Genomic DNA, 18,747 nt, shown 5'->3' on the forward strand with positions numbered 1-18,747 from the left:
CGGGCGCTTTGTGATTGCGTCAGGCGTTTAGAACGACGCCCATTCTTCGGTGTCTGGCTTGCCACCAATCACATGAGAGGGTGGGCGTTTAGTGGCCTTTGGCAGGCTGTTGCTTGGCTGCTGCGTAGCGGGCAGTGAACGCTGGCTAGGGCCCGTAGTGGTTCCCTTAAAGAACGACACTTCCTGCAACAAGGCTGCGGCTTGAACCTGCAGTGTACGGCCTGCAGCGCTGGACTCATCTACCAGGCTCGCATTCTGCTGGGTGACACTGTCCATTTGCGAGACGGCGGTGTTAACTTGTTCGATACCCTGAGACTGCTCGCGGCTCGCGGTGGCGATTTCAGCCATCAACACGGTGACGCGCTGAACGCCATTGACGATCTCTTCAAGCGACTTACCCGCTTTGTTGACCAGGCTTGAACCGGTGTCAACTTGGCTGATACTTTCTTCCACAAGCTTTTTGATGTCTTTGGCAGCATCAGCACTGCGCCCAGCCAGGTTGCGCACTTCATTGGCCACCACGGCAAAGCCCCGGCCTTGCGCGCCCGCCCGAGCGGCTTCTACCGATGCATTCAGCGCCAGCAAATTAGTCTGGAAGGCGATCTGATCGATCAACCCTACGATACCGGCAATCTTTCGGCTTGAGATGTTGATGTCTTCCATCGCCTTAACGGCTTGCCCGGCGATCTCTCCCCCGGCGTTGGCTTGTTGGCTAACGCCATGTACTAGCTTGTCGGCTTCGGCGGCATTGTCTGCGTTCTGACGCACTGTCGAAGTAATTTCATCCATCGATGCGGCAGTTTGCTCGATGTTAGCGGCTTGTTCTTGCGTCCGACGACTTAGGTCGTCAGTCCCTAGCACGATTTCATCGGCGGCAACGTTCACGGACTCTGCATTACTGCGGACGGACATCACTACCTGCGAGAACTTGGTCTCCATACTCTTTAACGCTCGGAGCATCACACCAAACTCATCTTTAGCGCTAACGTCGATGTGGTTATCCAGCCTTCCTTCCGCCATGGCGTTGGCGAGTTCTTGCGCCTTACCCAGCGGCGTCATGATGCCTCGAATCAACCATATCGCAAGCAGAATACCGAAGATGACGGCCGCCGCCATCACGCCGATAACAACGTTACGCGTCCACACATAGTCGCTCGAAGACTGCTGGTTAGCGGCGGCAGCTTGGGTGCTATTAAGGTCAATTAGCTGTTGGATCGCCGTCAGTACCTTGGGATACTCAGCCCTCAGCGTGGTAGTGGCTATCTCCCGAGCGGCTTCAAAATCATTGTCGATCATTGCCGTGTTAATCTGGTCGATACCGTCGCGAAGACTGGCCAACGCAGTAATAAATTCATTGGCGATGGCGCGTTCTTGATCATTAGAAACACGGGCTGGAAAGTAATTTCCCCAGGCAGCGTCGATAATGGCATCGTTCTCAGCGACTTCCTGCTTAGTCGTAATCGCAGATGCCGGATTCCGATCACGCTGTTCAGCCGTCACTTTCACCCGGTTGCCGAGCACCGCCTGGTTGATCTTAAGAAGATCCCCCAATTTGAGCACGTTGCCCTCATAGGTAGTATTGAGGGCAACGTTGGTTTTGCTGAGGCTATACAGACCGAGCGTACCGACGACAATCAACATCAAGATGCAAACGCTCAAACTCACGGCAAGCCGCAATTTAACGCTTCGATTCAGAAGTAGCATAGGAATAGTCTCAAGAAGCCCGCCGAACGCTGCACGAGCTAGGGTAGAAGGACGCACTCTCTGTAGCGATATGTGCTCAGGGAGAGCACGTCTTGCTACCAACTATTTTGTAATATCGGCTTTTACATAAAAAAGTTGAATGTGTTCGAGGAAAAATGGCCAATGTTTTACGGGACCATGGCTGGGTTCGGCATGCGTAAGACAGAGGCCAATAACAGGCACTCGCTACTAAACGTTATGATTATCCCCGTTCACAAACGAATAGAGCAGAATATCAGATCGGTAGGCCCAACCCTGGCTTGCCCAGAACTTCTGAGCGGCTTTGTTCTCGGGAAGAATCATCAGGTGTGATTTCAGAATATCTTCACTTTTCAGCGCTTCCAGGCATAGGTTTACCAACTCTGTTGCTATGCCCATTCGACGATGGGAGTCCGCCACCGACAAATGCTGCACATAACCGCGTTTGCCGTCGTGGCCCGCCATGATCGTTCCCACCAGCTTGCCTTCTGCTTCTGCCACAAAGCTCAGACCGGGGTTGCGCAGTAGGTATTTCTCGATGCCTTCTCGTGAATCGGCATCGCGCAGCCGCACGCCTTCACTTTCGCCCCACAAGGCAATGGCAGCTTCATAGTCTTTGATAGTCATGGTGCGGTAGTGCATCAGGTGGTTCTCACTGGGTGGGCGTTAGGTTAAACCGGAGTATCTAAGGCGGACTATTATCCTGAACGTTCACGCATAGCGCGAATATCGTCGATATCGACCGGCCGTGAGAGCACAGTCTTATAGCGGATCAAGTCTTCCTTCAACATCACAGGAAGCGCCAGACCCAGCAAAGTGACTGTTACATAGCGGTCAAACGCTATCTTCAGCGGCACCCAGGCTTGGCTGGCTACATCAAATATTTGCGCACCATCAGCGTTGCCAACCTCCACCTTGATGCCTTCATACTTGAACTGGACGTAGGTTAAATCCCAGCCCTCCTCGCAGTAGTGCTTGGCGGGCTTGGATATAAACGACTGGCCCGCCTGCACCACTTTTGGAAAATGCTCGCCAGGGACAAACAGATCAATATCGTTCAGTTCACGCTCAGCGCCATACCCCTTTGCGGCGAGTCCTCCGCAGATTTGAAAAGGGATATTGCTATCTCTCAGTACTTCTACTATCCATTTGGCTGCTAACTGATGCACAAATCCTCCCACGTCTGCCGATCAAATCGCCCCCTATCGTTATTTGAGAGGCACCAGCTGATTATGAAAAAGTATCTGTTAGTGCTTTTATGTAATTTCAGGCTCGACAATCACTACGTTAAACCCCTCAGAGTCTGAGGGTGGTTCAAAATAGCTAGTCACCATTTTAAACACCTCTTCGGTATCGAAATGTGCCCGCCCAGGTTGCTGCTTCTGTCTTTCTTTCAGTTGCTTTAAGCAGCCTGCGTCACCAATCGTCAGGTAATAGAGCTCGTGAGGTATTTCGTCTTCTGTGTATATCCCCTTGAACCAGTCTCGCTGTTTTCGGGTATTGCCGGGCATGTCTAAGACAACAGATGCCCCTGTCATAAGAACCTGCTTAACGTGCTCTCTTAGTATTGGCTTAAGGCGCGAAGAGTAGTTGAGGTAGTCGTTAAAATTCTCGATTTCTCCAGGGTAAAGGGCCTCTAACCATGCATCTTCTGAAATAAGTACAGCTCCTCGCTCTTGAGCGATTTTTACTGATAGGGTGCTTTTCCCGGCCCCCATCTTTCCGCAGAAAAACAGGAGTGTTCCGTAGTGATTCAACGCCCTTCTCCTTTCTGTTAAACGCAGCGTGCGTGTCAGCCATTTTATATGGATTTTACGCTCTTCAAGATTGGATTGATGAAGCGAGTGAATAATCTTACTTTCACGGCTATCAATTATCTCTAAAGCTCTTGTAGGCATGCCATATATCAACTGCCCTTTTAGCTCTTAAGCATCTGAATCTTCTCGCTAAAAGAAAATCAAGCTTCAACTCTGGATGCTGCTTGGCTGCATCGCTTAGCGGCTTTTTGCGTGAGTGAATTAGATGGCATAGCCACTTGGTGGCAATTGCGGTGGGTGTGCGGAAGCGTTAACTGACGACTATGTTCTTGAAAGTGATCGCTTCATCCGCTGCGGCAATCTACATTGCACCTATACGGCCAAGGCCCTGATAACTGAAGAAGCCAACTGGTGGAGATAACAAGATGAAAGATACTGGCCGCATGAAATACTTGTTTGTTTTCTCAGTAGTTTTGGTAGGTAGCGTCAGTGCTGATGATAGTTTGGCAGACGACCAAATTACCTTCGTATCCCAGGGAGGGGCGTACCAGGAAGCACAGACGGTCGCCATACTCGACCCAGTTGCCGAGGCGCTCGGCATCACCATTAATCAAGAGAGCGCCCCCAACGCCTGGCCGATGATTAAAGTGCAAGGCACCACCGGCCAGGCGGTATGGGACGTGGTCGACACCCCACCATTGAACTGCGTGCGGGGCGGCAACCAGGGGCTGATCGCGGAACTCGACTTCAGCCAGATCCCCAACGCCGACTCAATGCCCGATGAATACAAGACGCCCTACTCCGTGGCCTATGAGTTCTATTCCAGCGTACTGGCCTACGACCCCGAGGCCTTCGATGGTAATCCGCCCCAAAGCTGGGAGGATTTCTGGAATGTCGAGGAGTTCCCCGGCAACCGTGCCCTACGTAACCATTCACTAGGGACGCTTGAAGCCGCCCTAATGGCCGATGGGGTGCCGCGAGAAGAGCTTTACCCGCTGGACGTTGACCGTGCCTTCGCCAAGCTTGAGGAGATCAAACCGCACATCACCACCTGGTGGACGTCTGGTGGGCAGTCAGCGCAGCTGCTCTACGACGGCGAGGTCGACATGCTGATGATGTGGAATGGTCGCGTCAGCGCGATCATTAATGAAGGCGCCAGCGCGGCGTTCACCTATAACGATGGTGTGCTGCAAAACACGCACCTGTGCATTATTGAAGGTGCGATCAATCAGGAAACGGCCGTCGAGTTTATCAACGCGGCGATTGCCCCCGAGTACCAAGCCAATCTGCCGCTACATATCGATTACGGCCCCGGCAACCCGGCTGCCTTCGATACGGGCAAAATTCCCGATGAGCGTGCCAAGGAGCTACCAAGCTTTCCCGAAAATGCCGAGCGTCAGGTGTTGATGTCGTACGAATGGTGGGCCTCCTCTGCAGGAGAGGAAGCGGAGCGCCGTTGGCTGGAGTTCATGCAGCGATAAAAGTGTCGTTGCGGTATGTCCTTGCCAGCCAGGCACTGAACTGATCAGGAAATAGGCGGCTGTATACCACCGATGATCATGGATTTGGAAATATGCCTAAAATCGTCTTCGCCTCATGTAGCTGTTCAACCTAAAAAATTTTGCTTTCCTCGCAAAAATGTCCATATGCTCAATCTAGTCACTCGAATTAGTCATATAAAAAAATACGCGATGATTTTCAGAATTGACGCCGAACCTCACCAATATCTCACCTAACTAGGCGGAGTAAGAGACTATGGCTTTTATCGAAAATTTCTTTGGTGTACTGGAAGACCTAACCTGGGGATGGGCACTGATACCCCTGCTGGTCGTCTTTGGGCTGTTCATTACCTTAATGACCGGATTTGTTCAATTTAGGTTCTTCACGCGTATGTTCCGCGTTCTGTCAGCTAAAAGTGAGTCGTCTGACCCAAATAGTGTGAGCGCCCGCGCTGCCTTGATGCTCTCTGTGGGTGGGCGTGTGGGCGGCGGCAATATTGCGGGGGTTGCTGTGGCGATTACCCTCGGTGGCCCAGGGGCGGTGTTCTGGATGTGGGCGATTGCCTTGGTGGGCATGGCCACAAGCTTGGTGGAATCTTCACTCGCGCAGCTTTTTAAACGCCGCCAGGCCGATGGCACCTTCAGAGGCGGCCCCGCCAATTCGATTATTTACGGCTTAGGTGCTGAGTACAAATGGCTCGCGGTCTTTTATGCAGTGTGTTTGCTGGCTGCTTTTGGCCTTGGTTTTAATGCTTTTCAGGGCAATACCGTGGCGGGGTCAATCGAGAGCAGCCTGGGCGTCAGCCGCTATGTCACCGGTACGCTGCTGGCCGGTGCAACAGGCTTGATCGTGTTTGGTGGCATTCGACGCATTGCCAAGGTTTCCGAAGCGGTGGTGCCGATTATGGCAATGGGTTACATCCTGATGGCACTGATCATCATTGTGATGAACATCACTGAAATTCCCGGCGTCATTGCCACTATTGTTGCTAATGCGTTTGGTTTCGAGGAAGCGGTAGGCGGTGGTATGGGGGCTGCGATTGCGCAGGGTATTCGGCGCGGGCTGTTTTCTAACGAAGCCGGCCTGGGGTCAGCGCCAAACGTTGCCGCTGCCGCTGATGTGCGTCACCCCATTAGCCAAGGAATCACGCAATCGTTCTCAGTCTTTATCGATACCATGCTTATCTGCTCATGCACGGCGTTTGTGATTCTGCTGGGAGGTGTTTATATCCCTGGCGCCAGCGATATCGACGGTGTTGTGCTAACACAACAGTCATTGGCCTATCATCTGGGTGATTGGACGCAGTATCTGCTGTCTTTGATGGTGCTGCTGTTTTCGTTCAGCTCGATCATCTATAACTACTACCTTGGCGAAAATGCCGTGGCCGTGATGACCGAAAACCCGATGGCCATTCAAGTGCTGCGCGTGGTGATTATCGGCATCGTTTTTCTGGGCGCCATTGCGCCAGGGGCAACATCGGTGTTCTTCTTCTCAGACCCGATGATGGGGCTACTGGCCTTAGTTAACCTGGTGGCCATTATGATGCTGCTACCCACGTGCCTACGCCTGCTGAAGGATTTTCGCGAGCAGCTTGCTCAAGGTATTAAACGCCCGGTGTTTGATTCCAATAAATTCAATGACCTGGATATCGATCACACGGCCTGGTCAGAATATAGCGATGAGCAACGCTAACCTATTTAACCTATCAAACCTATGTTGCTAGACACTGTTCACTAACGCATCAGGCCCACGTTAAATGTTTGATCGGCATCCCCGTTCACATCAGTGCTCGGGGATGTTTCTATCTCATGGCTCAACGTCGCCGCTCTCTCTCTTCACCAAAACTCCATGCATACCCCACTGCCGATTAGCAATTATGTACAAGCATAAACAGGCGGGGCTGGCATAAGCTAGGCGGTGTGACTAATCAGGAGAGGCGGCATGAGTAACGCAAGCCGGTTTCAATTCATCAAGAGCCAGCATGTGCCCACGTTAACGGTGCTTCATGCCGCTATTGAGGACTTCAGCTACGACCGCCACGCCCACGAGGAGTATGCCTTCGGCGTCACGCTGGCGGGGCGTCAAGATTTCTTCAGCGGGGGGCAGTTTCACCGCAGCCCACCAGGCAACGTAATCCTGTTCAACCCAGAAGAGGTTCACGACGGCCAACCGGGCGGAGAGCGCTCACTGGATTACCTGATGGTATATGCGCATCCCGAGCAGGTTAATGCCCTGTTTGCTGATGCCCTGGGGCACGAGAACACGGCTGACTTTCGCTCAAATAACACCCTTATTCAGGACGTTCATCTACGCAATGCCATTTTGGAACTGGCGCGCTTAGTTACTTCTCACTCTGGTAGCTGTATCGATCAGGAGAACGCGCTTTATCAGGTGATCGAGCGCACTGTGCAACTCGGTGGGGTTTCTCAACCCAACCTGATTTCCACTCGGCCCGATTCGCTGCTGGGCTTGGCGAAAGAGTATATCCACGCCCACCTGGATTCGGATATCTCCCTTGATGATATCAGCCAAGCTGCGCATATCTCCAAGTACCACTTCTTACGCCTGTTTCGTCAGCATTACGGCATTACGCCGCATCAGTATGTGATTAATTGCCGAATCAATGCGGCCCGTGCGGCGCTGGACCTAGGCGCTTCACTGACGGAAGTCGCTTTGCGCTATGGGTTTGCCGATCTTAGCCATTTCAATCGCCGCTTTAAGCGCATTTACGGCATGACGCCCCATCAGTACCAGCGCGATATCGCGCGCTAGGTGCCCCCCCCCCTCCTAACTCAAGAACAGTCAAAATAGAGGTTTCACCATGTTAGCAATCGTCGCCTATGCCCTAGGCGCCATGTATTCGCCTGGGCCTGTGAATCTGCTTGGTTTGAACGTTGGCATTAATGGCCAGGCCCAAAAGTCGTTAGGCTTTTGCCTGGGAGTGGGTACTTCGATGCTGATCTACTTATTGTTATTGGGCTGGGTAGGAACTGCATGGATCAATGATGACGCAATGATCGTGGTGAGCGCCTTGGGCTGTGGCTATATTGTTTATCTCGCGAGCAAAATTGCCCGATCCAGTCTTGATATAAGCACGCCAGATAATGCCCCACGACTAGTCAATTATCGTGATGGGCTGGTCATGCAGTTGCTTAATCCCAAGGCCATTGTCGCTACACTGCCGATTACCACACTGCAATTTCCTGCGGCGGGTATTGAGGGAGTTAGCTTAGTGGTTTGGGCATTAGGACTGGCGGTGTTGGCCGCTGGCGCGCCCGGCAGTTATATCCTGATCGGCAGCTTGGTAGGCCAGCGTATTGAAAACGCCAACATCGTTAAGCGCTTCAATTGGGTAATGGCCGGGTTGCTGGTCGCCGTGGCACTTTCGATTGGCTATGAGCATGTGTGGGTGCCGCTCACTTCTATGGCTACCTAACCTGGTTGCTTGATTAGGGTCGTAACTCCGACCAAACCGCAAACTCGTTGCCACTGGGCTCCTGAAAATGAAAACGGCAGCCACCAGGAAACTCGAAAATGGGCCGAATGACCTCGCCGCCGCTCTTTTCAACCTTGTTGAGCGTTGCGCCAATGTCAGCACTATAGAAAACCAGCAGTGCACCGCCTTTTGAGGTTTGGTTACAGGTATCCGCTTGGTAGAAGCCTCCATCCAACCCCTGATTTGAAAACGCGGTGTATTCCGGGCCGTAATCGACAAACTCCCAACCAAACGCCGCCGAGAAAAAAGCCTTTGTTGCGGCTAAATCTTTCGCGGCGAATTCGACGTAGTTGAGCTTTTCATGCTGGTTCATCGCCAGGCTCCTTAGTTGTTTTTCTTCAGACGACAGATGCGTTATCTATTGGCCGAAGCCGATGCCTAAACGTAGTGCTTGCAGACCATCGAATTCGACACTTACTTCGTCAGAGAAAAGGGGGTGGCCCTGCACTATCAAATCCAGCGTCGCCTGAGAGCCGCGATAAGTGACCGTTACCGCTATTTCTGCAGAAGTGCTGACGGGAGCCAGTAGCTCATACTCAATGTTATCCACGCTGACTGCAGAGAGGCCACGGTCATCCAACTGCTGCTGAACTTCCCGTTCAACGACAACGCCATAATAGAAGTAGATTCCTGCATAGCCAAGCGCTACCAGTACGATTAGTGAAAAGAGCTTTCCCATTGTTTCTCTCTGTTTTATAAAATATTGGATGGTTGCTGCCTGCAGTAAATATGCTTGTATCGCGCGCCTAAGCGTATGCTATGGGTAAGATCAGCCGACAGTACGAGCCGTGATAATGCCTGGGGCGACGGGAGCACACAAGCGAGACTCCACATCCTCTACCCTGCCACTTAGCGTTCTTTGATGGATGCTGCATAGCACTAGGCTAGGCTTTGCACCATTAGCAGCAATGGTTAGCTCACCATCTGCACTCCAACCGCCACTTTTGCCGCAGGTTTGCCAGCCGCCTGTGCTGGAGATGTGATTAGCAAGCAGCACTGGGAACTGATGGTGCTTCGCCATTGAAGCGAGTAGATTCGCATCGGCCTCATACCCTGTTTCAGAGATTAGCGCGCTGGCAATATAAACGTCCGCTAGCTGGTCGGCAGCCATTTCTGCATGGGCAGGATTGGCAAAGTCTGCGCAGATCGCCAAGGCGATTCGAATGCCATTAACCGTGAATAGATAACTCTCGCTGCCTGTCGAACAGTAAACGTCTTCTCCTTCGTGCAAGTACTGCTTTGCATAAAAATCTCGCTCGCCGTTGGGGTAGCAGATAACAGCTCCTATCTGCGGTTTTCTGCCTTCGCTAACGAGCGGGCAGCCCACTATAACGACTATATTACCCGCCGCTGCGGCATCGGAAAGCGTGCTGAATACCTCTGAATCTTTCGGCATCGCTAGCTGTTCTAACAGCTCAAGCTCGTAGCCGGCTAGCGAAAGCTCAGGAAAAACGACCACATCGGCGGCTAGTGCAGCGGCGTGCTCAATGTAAGCAATGTGCGTTTCAAGGTTCTCCGACACGGCGCCTTTTACAACGGGCAACTGAGCGAGCGCGATGGTGGTGTCTATTTTCATTCGAGCCTCATATAAGCAAATGTGCCCTGAGTATTTACGCGATTACTCTTACAACGCATTCACTCTTTTTTAGCGAGCATTAGACCTACCCCTGCGCTGGCTAATAGACCAGCGCAAACACGGTTGAATAAACGCCGCATGGAGGGGCGTGAAAACCAGTGACTTAAAAAGCTGCCTGCGTAGGCATACCCAGCAATTGCTACCCACTCCAACAGCAAAAACAGCACACCTAATACTAAAAATTGCTGCCCTACATTACCGCTTGGTTCCACAAACTGCGGCAGGAATGCGGTAAAAATTAGAATGGCTTTGGGATTACCTGCGGCAAGTAGGAACTCTTGTCGCGCCAGCTCAAAAAGGTTCTGGGGCTTAGCGCCAGCGTCATCCTGTTCAGAGGTATCGGCCCCCCACAATTGATATGCCAGCCATAACAAGTAGAGACCACCGATAACCTTAATGACTAGGAATACTTTTTCAGAGGTGTAAAGCAATGTCGCCAAGCCGGTCGCTGCCAGCGTAATCATGCCTACGAAGGCTATTAGCCGCCCAATACCCGCTAAACAAGCTGTTCGAATGCCATAGCGTTTAGCATTGGTTAATGAAAGCAGGTTATTAGGGCCAGGCGCCATATTGAGGGCGAAGCAGGCAGGTATAAATAGCAGCAGCGTGGTTAGGTTCATAACAGCGCATTCCTATAAGCTCGCACAAGCATTCACAGTTATTTCAATCCCGATCTACCTAGGTTAGCCATTAATTAAGTTTTTTCTCAACCTTAAAAAAAGAGCAGGCGCTGCTGGCCTGCTCTTTTAACGTATCGTTCTTTTTACGGTGCTTGTATCAACCAGCCTGCAGCTCGCGCTCTGTGCGGCATGCTCTGACACTTTTAGCCAGCTCTCTAACCAGGCCGTGTACTCGTTCAACGGCTTCATCAGGGTTGTTGGCGTGTTCAATACAGTCAACCAGCGCAGAACCTACGACGACGCCATCGCTATAGCGGCCGATGGTAGCTGCTTGCTCGGCGGTGCGAATACCGAAGCCGACCGCAATAGGCAATTCAGTATGTTCGCGAAGTCCAGCGACAGCGCTTTCCAACCTTGCTGGCGTCGGCGCATTGCCACCGGTAACACCCGCCACGGAGACGTAGTAGATAAACCCGGAGGCGTTAACCAACACTTTCGGCAGGCGTTTGGCATCGGTCGTCGGTGTCGCTAAGCGGATAAAGTCGATACCGTGTTGTGCTGCTGGTTGGCAGAGCTCTTCATCGTGCTCTGGGGGGAGATCCACTACGATCAGACCATCAACCCCGGCATTGGCGGCATCCGCTAGAAAACGCTCAACGCCGTAGCAGAAAATAGGGTTGTAGTAGCCCATCAGCACAATCGGAGTAGTGCTGTTTTCTTCACGGAAGCTACGCACCATTTCCAGGGTTTTGGCTTGGGTTTGGCCATTTTTCAGGGCACGCAGCGCGGCTTTCTGAATAGCGGGGCCATCGGCCATAGGGTCGCTGAACGGCATGCCTAGCTCGATGATATCCACCCCTGCGTTTGGTAGCCCATGCAGCAGGCGCCGGGAAGTCTCGGCATCTGGATCACCGGCGGTCAGGTAGCTGACCAGCGCTGGGCGGTTTTGTTGCTTGAGTTCGGCAAAGCAATTTTCCAGACGTGAGATGTTACTCATGACAGTCTCCAGGATTGCGCTCATAGCTGTTTCACTCCGAACTTATCGCCGAGATGATGGGCAACGCTCATCATATCTTTGTCGCCGCGACCGCTTAGGTTGACCACCATTAGGTGCTCACGGGGAAGCGTAGGCGCACGCTTAGCGACTTCCGCCAACGCGTGGGCGGTTTCCAGGGCGGGGATAATACCCTCTTGGCGACAGCAGACCTGAAACGCTTCCAGCGCTTCGTCATCGGTGGCGGAAACGTACTCGACCCGCTTCTGCTCATGCAACCATGCGTGTTCTGGCCCAATGCCAGGATAATCTAGCCCCGCTGAAATTGAGTGAGCGTCGGTAATCTGGCCGTCCTCGTTTTGTAACAGGTAAGTGCGGTTGCCGTGCAATACACCCGGCGTACCACCGTTTAGGCTCGCCGCGTGCAGGCCACTTTTTACGCCTTTGCCACCGGCCTCGACGCCAATCATCTGAACGTCTAAATCATCAAGAAAGGGATGAAATAGCCCAATGGCATTAGAGCCACCGCCTACGCAGGCCACCAATGAATCTGGCAGGCGACCGTGCTTTTCGAGCATCTGTGTGCGGGTTTCGTGACCGATCACGGCTTGGAAGTCGCGCACCATCGCGGGATACGGGTGCGGCCCGGCCACGGTGCCGATGATGTAGAAGGTGTCGTCGACGTTGGTGACCCAGTCGCGCAGTGCTTCGTTCATGGCGTCTTTGAGCGTGCCTGTGCCGGAGGTGACAGGGATAATCTCTGCGCCCAGCAGCTTCATGCGGAATACGTTTGTCTGCTGACGCTCGATATCGGTGGTACCCATATAGATCACGCAGGGCAGACCAAAACGTGCCGCCACCGTGGCAGTGGCCACGCCGTGCATGCCCGCGCCGGTTTCCGCGATAATGCGTTTTTTACCCATCTGCTTGGCCAGCAATACCTGACCGATGCAGTTATTAATTTTGTGGGCGCCGGTGTGGTTCAGCTCTTCACGTTTGAGGTAAATGCTCGCCCCGCCAAAATGCTCGGTCAGGCGTTCGGCAAAGTAGAGCGGGCTGGGCCGCCCCACGTAGTCGCCTTGGAAGTAGGCTAGCTGGCGCTGGAACTCTGGATCGTTTTTGGCGGTGGCGTATTCGTCTTGCAGCTCTAAAATTAGCGGCATCAGCGTTTCCGCGACGAAGCGGCCGCCGAAGCTACCAAATAAACCGTTGGCGTCGGGCAGGCTATTGGTTAAGTCTACAGGTTGATTCATTACGACCTCTGAATGCGTTATCAAACATTACAGTGAAAACAATGCAGTGAAAGTAGCGCAAGCAGGCTGGGATAAAAATCGATAAGATGTCAGCTATCTGTGAGTTTTAATCAACTATAAACCCGGACATTCAATGCAGAACAGCATGCCACCGCTTAGCGCCTTGCGCGCCTTTGAAGCTACTGCCCGGCTGGGCAGCGTGACTGCCGCGGCAGAAGAGCTAAGCGTTACTCACGGCGCCGTAAGCCGCCAGCTAAAAAGCCTGGATGAGCATTTTGGCGTGGCGCTTTTCGTAAAAGTGGGTAGGGGCATTGCGCTAACCCCACACGGTGAGCAGCTACAAAGCGGTGTGGGTGAGGCATTTTCCCGCTTGAAGGATAGTTGCGCAGCGCTCAAGCGTGATGTAGAGGAAGCACCCTTCACTCTCGCTTGCCCTGGCAGTCTTTTAGCCCGCTGGCTAATTCCCCGGTTAGATCGCATGCACCGCGAGTTACCCCAGCTAAAGCTGAAAGTGGTCGTGAGCGAAAGCGAGCAGCCCGGCAAGCAAACGGATGCCAGCGCCACGCTGGCGTTTTCCGAACCGCCCTGGCCTGAAGATGTGGAAGTGATTGAGCTAATGACGGAAGAGATCTGCGCGGTGGCAAGCCCACAGTTAGCGGCACAATTCGACCCTGCCAGACCAGAAACACTTTTTGCTAACACGCTATTACTTACTGCATCACGCCCTCAGGCTTGGCCCCAGTGGGCTAACGCACAAAGGCTTGAGTTGGCGCAACTTGAAAAGGCACTTAGCAAAGGCCAAGGATTTGATCATCTCTACTACTTAATGGAAGCGGCAGTGGCGGGCTTGGGTGTGGCGATAGCGCCCACGTTGTTGGTGAAGGATGACCTTAAGAGCGGACGACTTATTGCCCCCTGGGGAAGTATCGAAACCCACGCGAGGCTTTGTCTATGGTCACCCAAAAACACCAACAGCCGCCGCAGCGAGCCACTGGCGGAATGGCTTAAAAGGGAGCTAATAACATGACGATAACAACTCACACTTAGAACACCTTACAAACCTTTTAATGGCAAAAACAAAACAATTCACACCTGCGATTTTAATAGCCGCTTCGATATATCACCCACTCAAGCGCTCGCGGTTACTCGCCACCAGCGCAGCCAGAAAGTCCGCCACGGCCCGGATACGGGCTGATTGGGTGAGATCCGTCTGGATAACGAGATAAATGGGCTGATCTAGACCAATATCCGCGACAACACCAACCAAACCAGCCTCTCTGGCCAGAAAATGCGGCAGTACCGCTATGCCCAACCCGGCCTTGGCAGCGGCTAATTGAGTCGCCATAGAGGTCGTGGTTAGCGCAGGTGCGCGCCCTCGTAGAACCCGTTCAACCCACTGGGCGGCGGGCAAGTGCGCTTGCGTTTCACCCCAGGTGATAAAGGCATCCGTGTCGAAATCGCCAGCATCATGAAGAGACTCGCGCTGCGCTACATAGCCGGGGCTCGCGTAAAGCCCGAAACCCAGCGTGCCCAAGCGTCGAAGGGTGACATTGCCCCGCTCGGGTTTGACCATTCTAAGCGCTAAATCGGCGTCACGGCGATGCAGGTTGACGGTAGTGATATCGGTCACCAGTTCAAGCGTGATGCCGGGGTACTGCGCATAAAATTGCGGCAACGCGGGCAGAATCAGCGCCGTGGCGAGGTTTTCAGCGGTCGCTAAACGCACTCTGCCGCTCAATTGCGCAGCACTGGAAACCCCTCTGGTAAACGCCGCAGCCGCAGCCTCCAGCGCTTCGGCTTTCTCAATCAACCCCGCCCCCTCCTCTGTAAGCTGATAGCCCGATTGCTGGCGAACAAACAGGGGCAGCTTTAAAGCGTTTTCCAGCCGTTCGATACGCCGGGAGAGCGTGGCGATGCCCAGGTTCAGCTCAGCGGCGGCACTACTCAGCGTGCCGTGGCGCGCCACTGCCAGAAAGGTGCGCGTATCGTCCCATACCCAACCCCGCGGCATGTGTTTTTCATAATCGGAAATCGGCTTACCAAACTCGTTCATTTTTTTCATTATTGGATAGTGCCACGCTGTTACTGCGCCACTCAAGAACGCGTCACTTCTGGAGAAACATCATGCAAAAACGAACGCTAGGCAGCGATCTAACCGTTTCCGCTATCGGCTTAGGCTGCATGGGGATGAGCGAGTTCTACGGCCCTCGGGATGACAGCGAGTCGCTGCGAGTATTAGCACAAGCAGTAGAGTTGGGTATCGACTTTTTCGACACGGCGGATATGTACGGGCCGCATCATAACGAGGAGTTGATTGCCCGCTTTCTCGCCAGTCACAAACCCAAGGTTCGTATCGCCACCAAGTTTGGCATTGTGCGCAACCCTGGAGAATATCAACGTCGCCTGGATAGCAGCGCCCACTATGCCCAACAAGCCTGCGAGGCATCGCTTCGACGGTTGAACGTCGAGCAGATTGATCTCTACTACGTCCACCGCGTTAACCCGGACACGCCAATTGAGGAGACGATGGAGGCCCTAGCGCAGTTGTTGAAAGAGGGGAAAATTGCCTATATTGGCCTCTGCGAGGTCAGCGCTGACACTTTGCGCCGAGCACACGCGGTGCACCCGGTAACAGCGGTACAAACCGAATACTCACTCTGGACGCGGGACGTAGAGCAAACGGTGCTGCCCACCTGCAAGGAACTCGGCATCGGCTTTGTGCCTTATTCGCCGCTGGGCCGTGGCTTTTTGACCGGAAAACTTCACGAGAATGCCGACTTTGGCGAAGGTGATTTTCGCCCTAACCTGCCGCGCTTTTCTGAACAGGCGATGCATGCCAACCGCCGGATCGCCGACGTAATCGGCGAAATGGCCACCCATAAAGGCTGCACCCCGGCGCAGCTGTCGATAGCTTGGCTGCTATCCAAAGGCGATAACATCGTGCCGATTCCCGGCACTAAGCGGCTGCGCTACCTTGATGAGAATGCGGCAGCCGCGACCATCAACCTAACCGCCGATGAACAGCAACAGCTTGAAGCGGCCACCCAGCACCTTCCGGTGACCGGTGAACGTTACACTCCAGAAGGCATGAAGGGGGTTAATGCGTAGACGATCGCGGCCGCCGTTAAGGGAGTATTACTGAATAATCTCGTCAATTGAGCGCTTGCCATCCAGCAGCAGGTATTCCTGATTAGTCACGCCCGGGCTTTGCACCGTGTGCAGTAATGCGTGCGCAACATTGGCGCGGGAGATTTGATTATCACCAGCTTCATCAAACGAGCTAGCAAACTGCTGACTGGCAGCTTCGTCGGTCAAGCGCCCAGGTTTGAGAATGACATATGGGACGCCGCTGTTGCGCAGATGGGCATCGGCGGCAAATTTCGCTGCCATGTAGGGGCGCATTTTCTCGGGCGCGTCCAATGGCTGTTCCGCCCGCATAGCGCTAATCATGATGTAGCGGGAGAGGCCTTTCTGCTTGGCGATATCGGCAGTCCGAATGGCACCGAAAAGGTCAATCATCAGGGTTTTATCCGGCCCGGTGTGGGGGCCTGACCCCGCTGTAAAGACCACTTGATCGCAGCCTTCAAAGGCATGTTCAAACTCACCCTCTAAATCAGCAATCACGGTGTCTATGCCATGCTCGTTAAACCACGCTACCTGCTCTTCACTGCGGATCATCGCCTTGATGGGAGTGCCCGCTTTTTGGGCCAGTTCACAAAACTGTTTGCCAATCTGTCCGTTCGCGCCAATCACTAACGTTGTCATAACGCCTCCTTGTGAATTACTTACCCTTCTATGAGTGCAGGCACTTAGTTGGAATTCAACCCTTCAGTGTGTTGTTCCTACAGCGGTTCAGGTATTTAAGCCATCACGCCAAACACATGCCCTATAGCGGATGTTAAGGCCATGGCGAGCGTGCCCCAGAACATCACTCTTGCCGCAGCTTTTAGCATTGGCGCGCCCCCCACTCGGGCAGCTATAGCGCCCAACAAAGCTAAAAAAAGCAGAGAAAACAGTGCTACCAGTGGCACCAGCAGTGAAGATGGCGCCCACCAAGCGATTAGTAGTGGTAGCAGTGCGCCGATAGTAAACGTAGCCGCCGACGAGAGTGCTGCTTGGAGTGGACGCGCTTGGCCGGTGTCGGTGATGCCGATCTCATCTCGCGCATGGGCGCCTAAGGCGTCGCTGGCCATCAATTGCACCGCGACTTGGCGTGCCAACGTTGGTTCAACCCCACGGGCTTCGTAGATGGCAGCGAGCTCTTCTTGCTCTAGCTCGAAATGTTCCATCAATGCTTTACGTTCGATATCTAGATCGGCGTTTTCGGTATCCGATTGCGAACTTACCGAGACGTACTCCCCTGCGGCCATCGACATGGCACCGGCTACCAGGCCCGCAATACCCGCCAGCATAATATCGCTTTGTGTGGTACTAGCTGCCGCAACGCCCAGTATCAAGCTGCTGGTGGACACAATGCCGTCATTGGCACCTAGTACCGCGGCACGCAACCATCCGTTACGGTGAGATCGATGATGTTCAGTATGGATCATGGGGCTAATGCCATCGTTGGTTTATCTAAACGCCGACGTTTAAATACACTTATCTTTTTCAGAGCCTAGCAGAAACTGGGCGCCAGCTATCTATTTGCGAGTCAATTATGGCGTTTTCCTCCATCCAGAACGAGCGCTTGGCATGAAGGTTTCCAGCCTGACGGTTTGATCCTGGCGATGTTTAGCGTCCCCTCTCTGCTTGTCTTTCATCACTTACTCCGTGTAGGGTTATTAAACAGGCATTCAACAAAAGGTATTTTCATGCAACGCCGTTTACTGATTACTTCAATATCTCTGGGTCTTTTATCTGGTGCTGCCACGTCTATTGCGCTGGCAGAAACTTCACCGCTGGAGCAGCAGCTAAAGGATCTTGAATCATTCCAAGTGATTGCTCACCGAGGGGCTAGCGGCCATGCGCCGGAAAGCACTATGGCAGCCTATGAGCTGGCCCATGAATGGGGGGTTGATTACTTAGAGCTGGACGTCCAAATCACCGCTGATGGTGAATTGGTGGTGTTCCATGACGACGCCATTGATCGCACCAGCAATGGTGAAGGCCAGATTAATGACTACACCCTGAAGGAACTAAAAGCACTGGATACGGGCACTTGGTTTAATGAAGCCAACGCCGATAAAGCAGACGATGACTTTGCAGGGGCAAAAATCCTCACGCTGGATGAGCTATTCGAGCGCTTCGGTAACGATACCCGCTACTACATTGAAACCAAGTCTCCACAGCTAAACCCAGGTTTGGAAGAAGCCCTGGTAGAAAAACTGGAAGAGTACGACATGGTCGAGAATGGCCACGTATTAGTGCAGTCTTTCGAACAGGGCAGCCTGTTAAAAGTGCAGCAACTTAACGACGACATTCCGCTGGTTCAATTGGTTTGGTATTACCCCAGCGAAGAGGACGAGTCGCGCCTGGTGGAGTGGACTGGCGTGACACCGGGCCCAGCAGAGATTACTGATGAAGACTTCCGCGCGGTGGCGCAATATGCGTCGGGAATCGGCACCAACTATATTTACGAAGGCCAAGAAGTCATCGACGCCGATTTTATCCGTCAGGCGAATGAAAACGGTCTGCCGGTACACATTTACACCGTCAATGAAACCGATGACATGAAGCGTTTGATGGAAATGGGTGCAAATGGCCTGTTTACCAACTTCCCTGATCGTCTGCTTGAACTCGTTGAGTAAGCACCCTTAATTGTAGTGATTA

Annotated in this window: 20 protein-coding genes; 7 read left to right on the forward strand and 13 right to left on the reverse strand. The window is 53.1% G+C overall.

The window, feature by feature from the left end; genetic code table 11:
- Positions 1 to 27: 27 nt before the first annotated feature.
- The 4 genes from A6R74_RS12360 to A6R74_RS12375 form a co-directional block, all read right to left on the reverse strand.
- Positions 28 to 1,704 carry a methyl-accepting chemotaxis protein gene (locus A6R74_RS12360; protein ID WP_064234773.1) on the reverse strand — a complete coding sequence of 559 codons (1,677 nt, stop codon included), beginning with the start codon at positions 1,702 to 1,704 and terminating at the stop codon, positions 28 to 30.
- A 228-nt stretch (positions 1,705 to 1,932) separates the two neighbouring features.
- Positions 1,933 to 2,364 (reverse strand): GNAT family N-acetyltransferase, encoded by a 432-nt coding sequence (locus A6R74_RS12365; RefSeq protein ID WP_082906667.1) that lies wholly within the window; start codon positions 2,362 to 2,364, stop codon positions 1,933 to 1,935.
- A 56-nt stretch (positions 2,365 to 2,420) separates the two neighbouring features.
- Positions 2,421 to 2,891 carry a hypothetical protein gene (locus A6R74_RS12370; RefSeq protein ID WP_064234775.1) on the reverse strand — a complete coding sequence of 157 codons (471 nt, stop codon included), beginning with the start codon at positions 2,889 to 2,891 and terminating at the stop codon, positions 2,421 to 2,423.
- A gap of 87 nt (positions 2,892 to 2,978) precedes the next feature.
- Entirely contained in the window at positions 2,979 to 3,620 is a 642-nt protein-coding gene (locus tag A6R74_RS12375; protein WP_082906668.1) for an AAA family ATPase, read from the reverse strand.
- A gap of 284 nt (positions 3,621 to 3,904) precedes the next feature.
- Between A6R74_RS12375 and A6R74_RS12380 the strand changes: the two genes are divergently transcribed.
- The 4 genes from A6R74_RS12380 to A6R74_RS12395 all read left to right on the forward strand — a co-directional run bounded on the left by A6R74_RS12380 (position 3,905) and on the right by A6R74_RS12395 (position 8,415).
- Positions 3,905 to 4,960, forward strand: coding sequence for an ABC transporter substrate-binding protein (locus A6R74_RS12380; RefSeq protein ID WP_240488227.1), 1,056 nt, complete (start codon positions 3,905 to 3,907; stop codon positions 4,958 to 4,960).
- A gap of 274 nt (positions 4,961 to 5,234) precedes the next feature.
- Complete coding sequence (locus A6R74_RS12385; protein WP_064234776.1) at positions 5,235 to 6,671, forward strand: alanine/glycine:cation symporter family protein; 1,437 nt, start codon at positions 5,235 to 5,237, stop codon at positions 6,669 to 6,671.
- Between the two features lie 249 nt (positions 6,672 to 6,920).
- Positions 6,921 to 7,751 carry a helix-turn-helix transcriptional regulator gene (locus A6R74_RS12390; protein WP_064234777.1) on the forward strand — a complete coding sequence of 277 codons (831 nt, stop codon included), beginning with the start codon at positions 6,921 to 6,923 and terminating at the stop codon, positions 7,749 to 7,751.
- Between the two features lie 49 nt (positions 7,752 to 7,800).
- Entirely contained in the window at positions 7,801 to 8,415 is a 615-nt protein-coding gene (locus tag A6R74_RS12395) for a LysE family translocator (RefSeq protein ID WP_064234778.1), read from the forward strand.
- 13 nt (positions 8,416 to 8,428) lie between these two features.
- Here A6R74_RS12395 and A6R74_RS12400 read toward each other — a convergent pair whose 3' ends face one another.
- From A6R74_RS12400 to trpB, 6 genes are all read right to left on the reverse strand, one after another.
- Positions 8,429 to 8,788: a VOC family protein gene (locus A6R74_RS12400; protein WP_064234779.1), complete on the reverse strand. Its 360-nt coding sequence runs from the start codon at positions 8,786 to 8,788 to the stop codon at positions 8,429 to 8,431.
- Between the two features lie 45 nt (positions 8,789 to 8,833).
- On the reverse strand, positions 8,834 to 9,154 hold the full coding sequence (locus A6R74_RS12405) for a hypothetical protein (RefSeq protein WP_064234780.1): 321 nt from the start codon (positions 9,152 to 9,154) through the stop codon (positions 8,834 to 8,836).
- 90 nt (positions 9,155 to 9,244) lie between these two features.
- A complete protein-coding gene (locus tag A6R74_RS12410; protein WP_064234781.1) occupies positions 9,245 to 10,051 on the reverse strand; it encodes a carbon-nitrogen hydrolase family protein in 807 nt (268 codons plus the stop codon).
- A gap of 59 nt (positions 10,052 to 10,110) precedes the next feature.
- A complete protein-coding gene (locus A6R74_RS12415; protein WP_064234782.1) occupies positions 10,111 to 10,731 on the reverse strand; it encodes a LysE family translocator in 621 nt (206 codons plus the stop codon).
- A gap of 157 nt (positions 10,732 to 10,888) precedes the next feature.
- Positions 10,889 to 11,728, reverse strand: coding sequence for a tryptophan synthase subunit alpha (gene trpA / locus A6R74_RS12420; RefSeq protein WP_064234783.1), 840 nt, complete (start codon positions 11,726 to 11,728; stop codon positions 10,889 to 10,891).
- A 20-nt stretch (positions 11,729 to 11,748) separates the two neighbouring features.
- Entirely contained in the window at positions 11,749 to 12,978 is a 1,230-nt protein-coding gene (gene trpB, locus A6R74_RS12425; protein WP_064234784.1) for a tryptophan synthase subunit beta, read from the reverse strand.
- Between the two features lie 133 nt (positions 12,979 to 13,111).
- On the opposite strand from trpB, the gene A6R74_RS12430 reads away from it, so the two are divergent.
- Entirely contained in the window at positions 13,112 to 14,005 is an 894-nt protein-coding gene (locus tag A6R74_RS12430) for a LysR family transcriptional regulator (protein ID WP_064234785.1), read from the forward strand.
- Positions 14,006 to 14,098: 93 nt separating this feature from the next.
- Here A6R74_RS12430 and A6R74_RS12435 read toward each other — a convergent pair whose 3' ends face one another.
- Positions 14,099 to 15,040, reverse strand: a complete 942-nt coding sequence (locus A6R74_RS12435) for a LysR family transcriptional regulator (RefSeq protein ID WP_064234786.1) — start codon at positions 15,038 to 15,040, stop codon at positions 14,099 to 14,101.
- Between the two features lie 62 nt (positions 15,041 to 15,102).
- Here A6R74_RS12435 and A6R74_RS12440 point away from each other — a divergent pair, with 62 nt between their 5' ends.
- Positions 15,103 to 16,086 (forward strand): aldo/keto reductase, encoded by a 984-nt coding sequence (locus A6R74_RS12440; RefSeq protein WP_064234787.1) that lies wholly within the window; start codon positions 15,103 to 15,105, stop codon positions 16,084 to 16,086.
- 27 nt (positions 16,087 to 16,113) lie between these two features.
- Here A6R74_RS12440 and A6R74_RS12445 read toward each other — a convergent pair whose 3' ends face one another.
- Complete coding sequence (locus A6R74_RS12445; RefSeq protein WP_064234788.1) at positions 16,114 to 16,743, reverse strand: SDR family oxidoreductase; 630 nt, start codon at positions 16,741 to 16,743, stop codon at positions 16,114 to 16,116.
- Positions 16,744 to 16,838: 95 nt separating this feature from the next.
- Complete coding sequence (locus A6R74_RS12450) at positions 16,839 to 17,528, reverse strand: VIT1/CCC1 transporter family protein (protein ID WP_064234789.1); 690 nt, start codon at positions 17,526 to 17,528, stop codon at positions 16,839 to 16,841.
- A gap of 261 nt (positions 17,529 to 17,789) precedes the next feature.
- On the opposite strand from A6R74_RS12450, the gene A6R74_RS12455 reads away from it, so the two are divergent.
- On the forward strand, positions 17,790 to 18,725 hold the full coding sequence (locus A6R74_RS12455) for a glycerophosphodiester phosphodiesterase (protein WP_064234790.1): 936 nt from the start codon (positions 17,790 to 17,792) through the stop codon (positions 18,723 to 18,725).
- The last annotated feature ends 22 nt before the right edge of the window (positions 18,726 to 18,747 follow it).

The sequence above is a fragment of the Halomonas sp. ALS9 genome (assembly GCF_001651035.1).
In the GTDB taxonomy this organism is placed as follows: domain Bacteria; phylum Pseudomonadota; class Gammaproteobacteria; order Pseudomonadales; family Halomonadaceae; genus Vreelandella.

What these genes read in the sequence shown, in the direction of transcription:
- A6R74_RS12360 (WP_064234773.1), bottom strand. Translation starts at nt 1,704, where the DNA reads ATGCTACTTCTGAATCGAAGCGTTAAATTGCGGCTTGCCGTGAGTTTG.
- A6R74_RS12365 (WP_082906667.1), bottom strand. Translation starts at nt 2,364, where the DNA reads ATGCACTACCGCACCATGACTATCAAAGACTATGAAGCTGCCATTGCC.
- A6R74_RS12375 (WP_082906668.1), bottom strand. Translation starts at nt 3,620, where the DNA reads ATGCCTACAAGAGCTTTAGAGATAATTGATAGCCGTGAAAGTAAGATT.
- A6R74_RS12380 (WP_240488227.1), top strand. Translation starts at nt 3,905, where the DNA reads ATGAAAGATACTGGCCGCATGAAATACTTGTTTGTTTTCTCAGTAGTT.
- A6R74_RS12385 (WP_064234776.1), top strand. Translation starts at nt 5,235, where the DNA reads ATGGCTTTTATCGAAAATTTCTTTGGTGTACTGGAAGACCTAACCTGG.
- A6R74_RS12390 (WP_064234777.1), top strand. Translation starts at nt 6,921, where the DNA reads ATGAGTAACGCAAGCCGGTTTCAATTCATCAAGAGCCAGCATGTGCCC.
- A6R74_RS12395 (WP_064234778.1), top strand. Translation starts at nt 7,801, where the DNA reads ATGTTAGCAATCGTCGCCTATGCCCTAGGCGCCATGTATTCGCCTGGG.
- A6R74_RS12400 (WP_064234779.1), bottom strand. Translation starts at nt 8,788, where the DNA reads ATGAACCAGCATGAAAAGCTCAACTACGTCGAATTCGCCGCGAAAGAT.
- A6R74_RS12405 (WP_064234780.1), bottom strand. Translation starts at nt 9,154, where the DNA reads ATGGGAAAGCTCTTTTCACTAATCGTACTGGTAGCGCTTGGCTATGCA.
- A6R74_RS12410 (WP_064234781.1), bottom strand. Translation starts at nt 10,051, where the DNA reads ATGAAAATAGACACCACCATCGCGCTCGCTCAGTTGCCCGTTGTAAAA.
- A6R74_RS12415 (WP_064234782.1), bottom strand. Translation starts at nt 10,731, where the DNA reads ATGAACCTAACCACGCTGCTGCTATTTATACCTGCCTGCTTCGCCCTC.
- trpA (WP_064234783.1), bottom strand. Translation starts at nt 11,728, where the DNA reads ATGAGTAACATCTCACGTCTGGAAAATTGCTTTGCCGAACTCAAGCAA.
- trpB (WP_064234784.1), bottom strand. Translation starts at nt 12,978, where the DNA reads ATGAATCAACCTGTAGACTTAACCAATAGCCTGCCCGACGCCAACGGT.
- A6R74_RS12430 (WP_064234785.1), top strand. Translation starts at nt 13,112, where the DNA reads ATGCAGAACAGCATGCCACCGCTTAGCGCCTTGCGCGCCTTTGAAGCT.
- A6R74_RS12435 (WP_064234786.1), bottom strand. Translation starts at nt 15,040, where the DNA reads ATGAAAAAAATGAACGAGTTTGGTAAGCCGATTTCCGATTATGAAAAA.
- A6R74_RS12440 (WP_064234787.1), top strand. Translation starts at nt 15,103, where the DNA reads ATGCAAAAACGAACGCTAGGCAGCGATCTAACCGTTTCCGCTATCGGC.
- A6R74_RS12445 (WP_064234788.1), bottom strand. Translation starts at nt 16,743, where the DNA reads ATGACAACGTTAGTGATTGGCGCGAACGGACAGATTGGCAAACAGTTT.
- A6R74_RS12450 (WP_064234789.1), bottom strand. Translation starts at nt 17,528, where the DNA reads ATGATCCATACTGAACATCATCGATCTCACCGTAACGGATGGTTGCGT.
- A6R74_RS12455 (WP_064234790.1), top strand. Translation starts at nt 17,790, where the DNA reads ATGCAACGCCGTTTACTGATTACTTCAATATCTCTGGGTCTTTTATCT.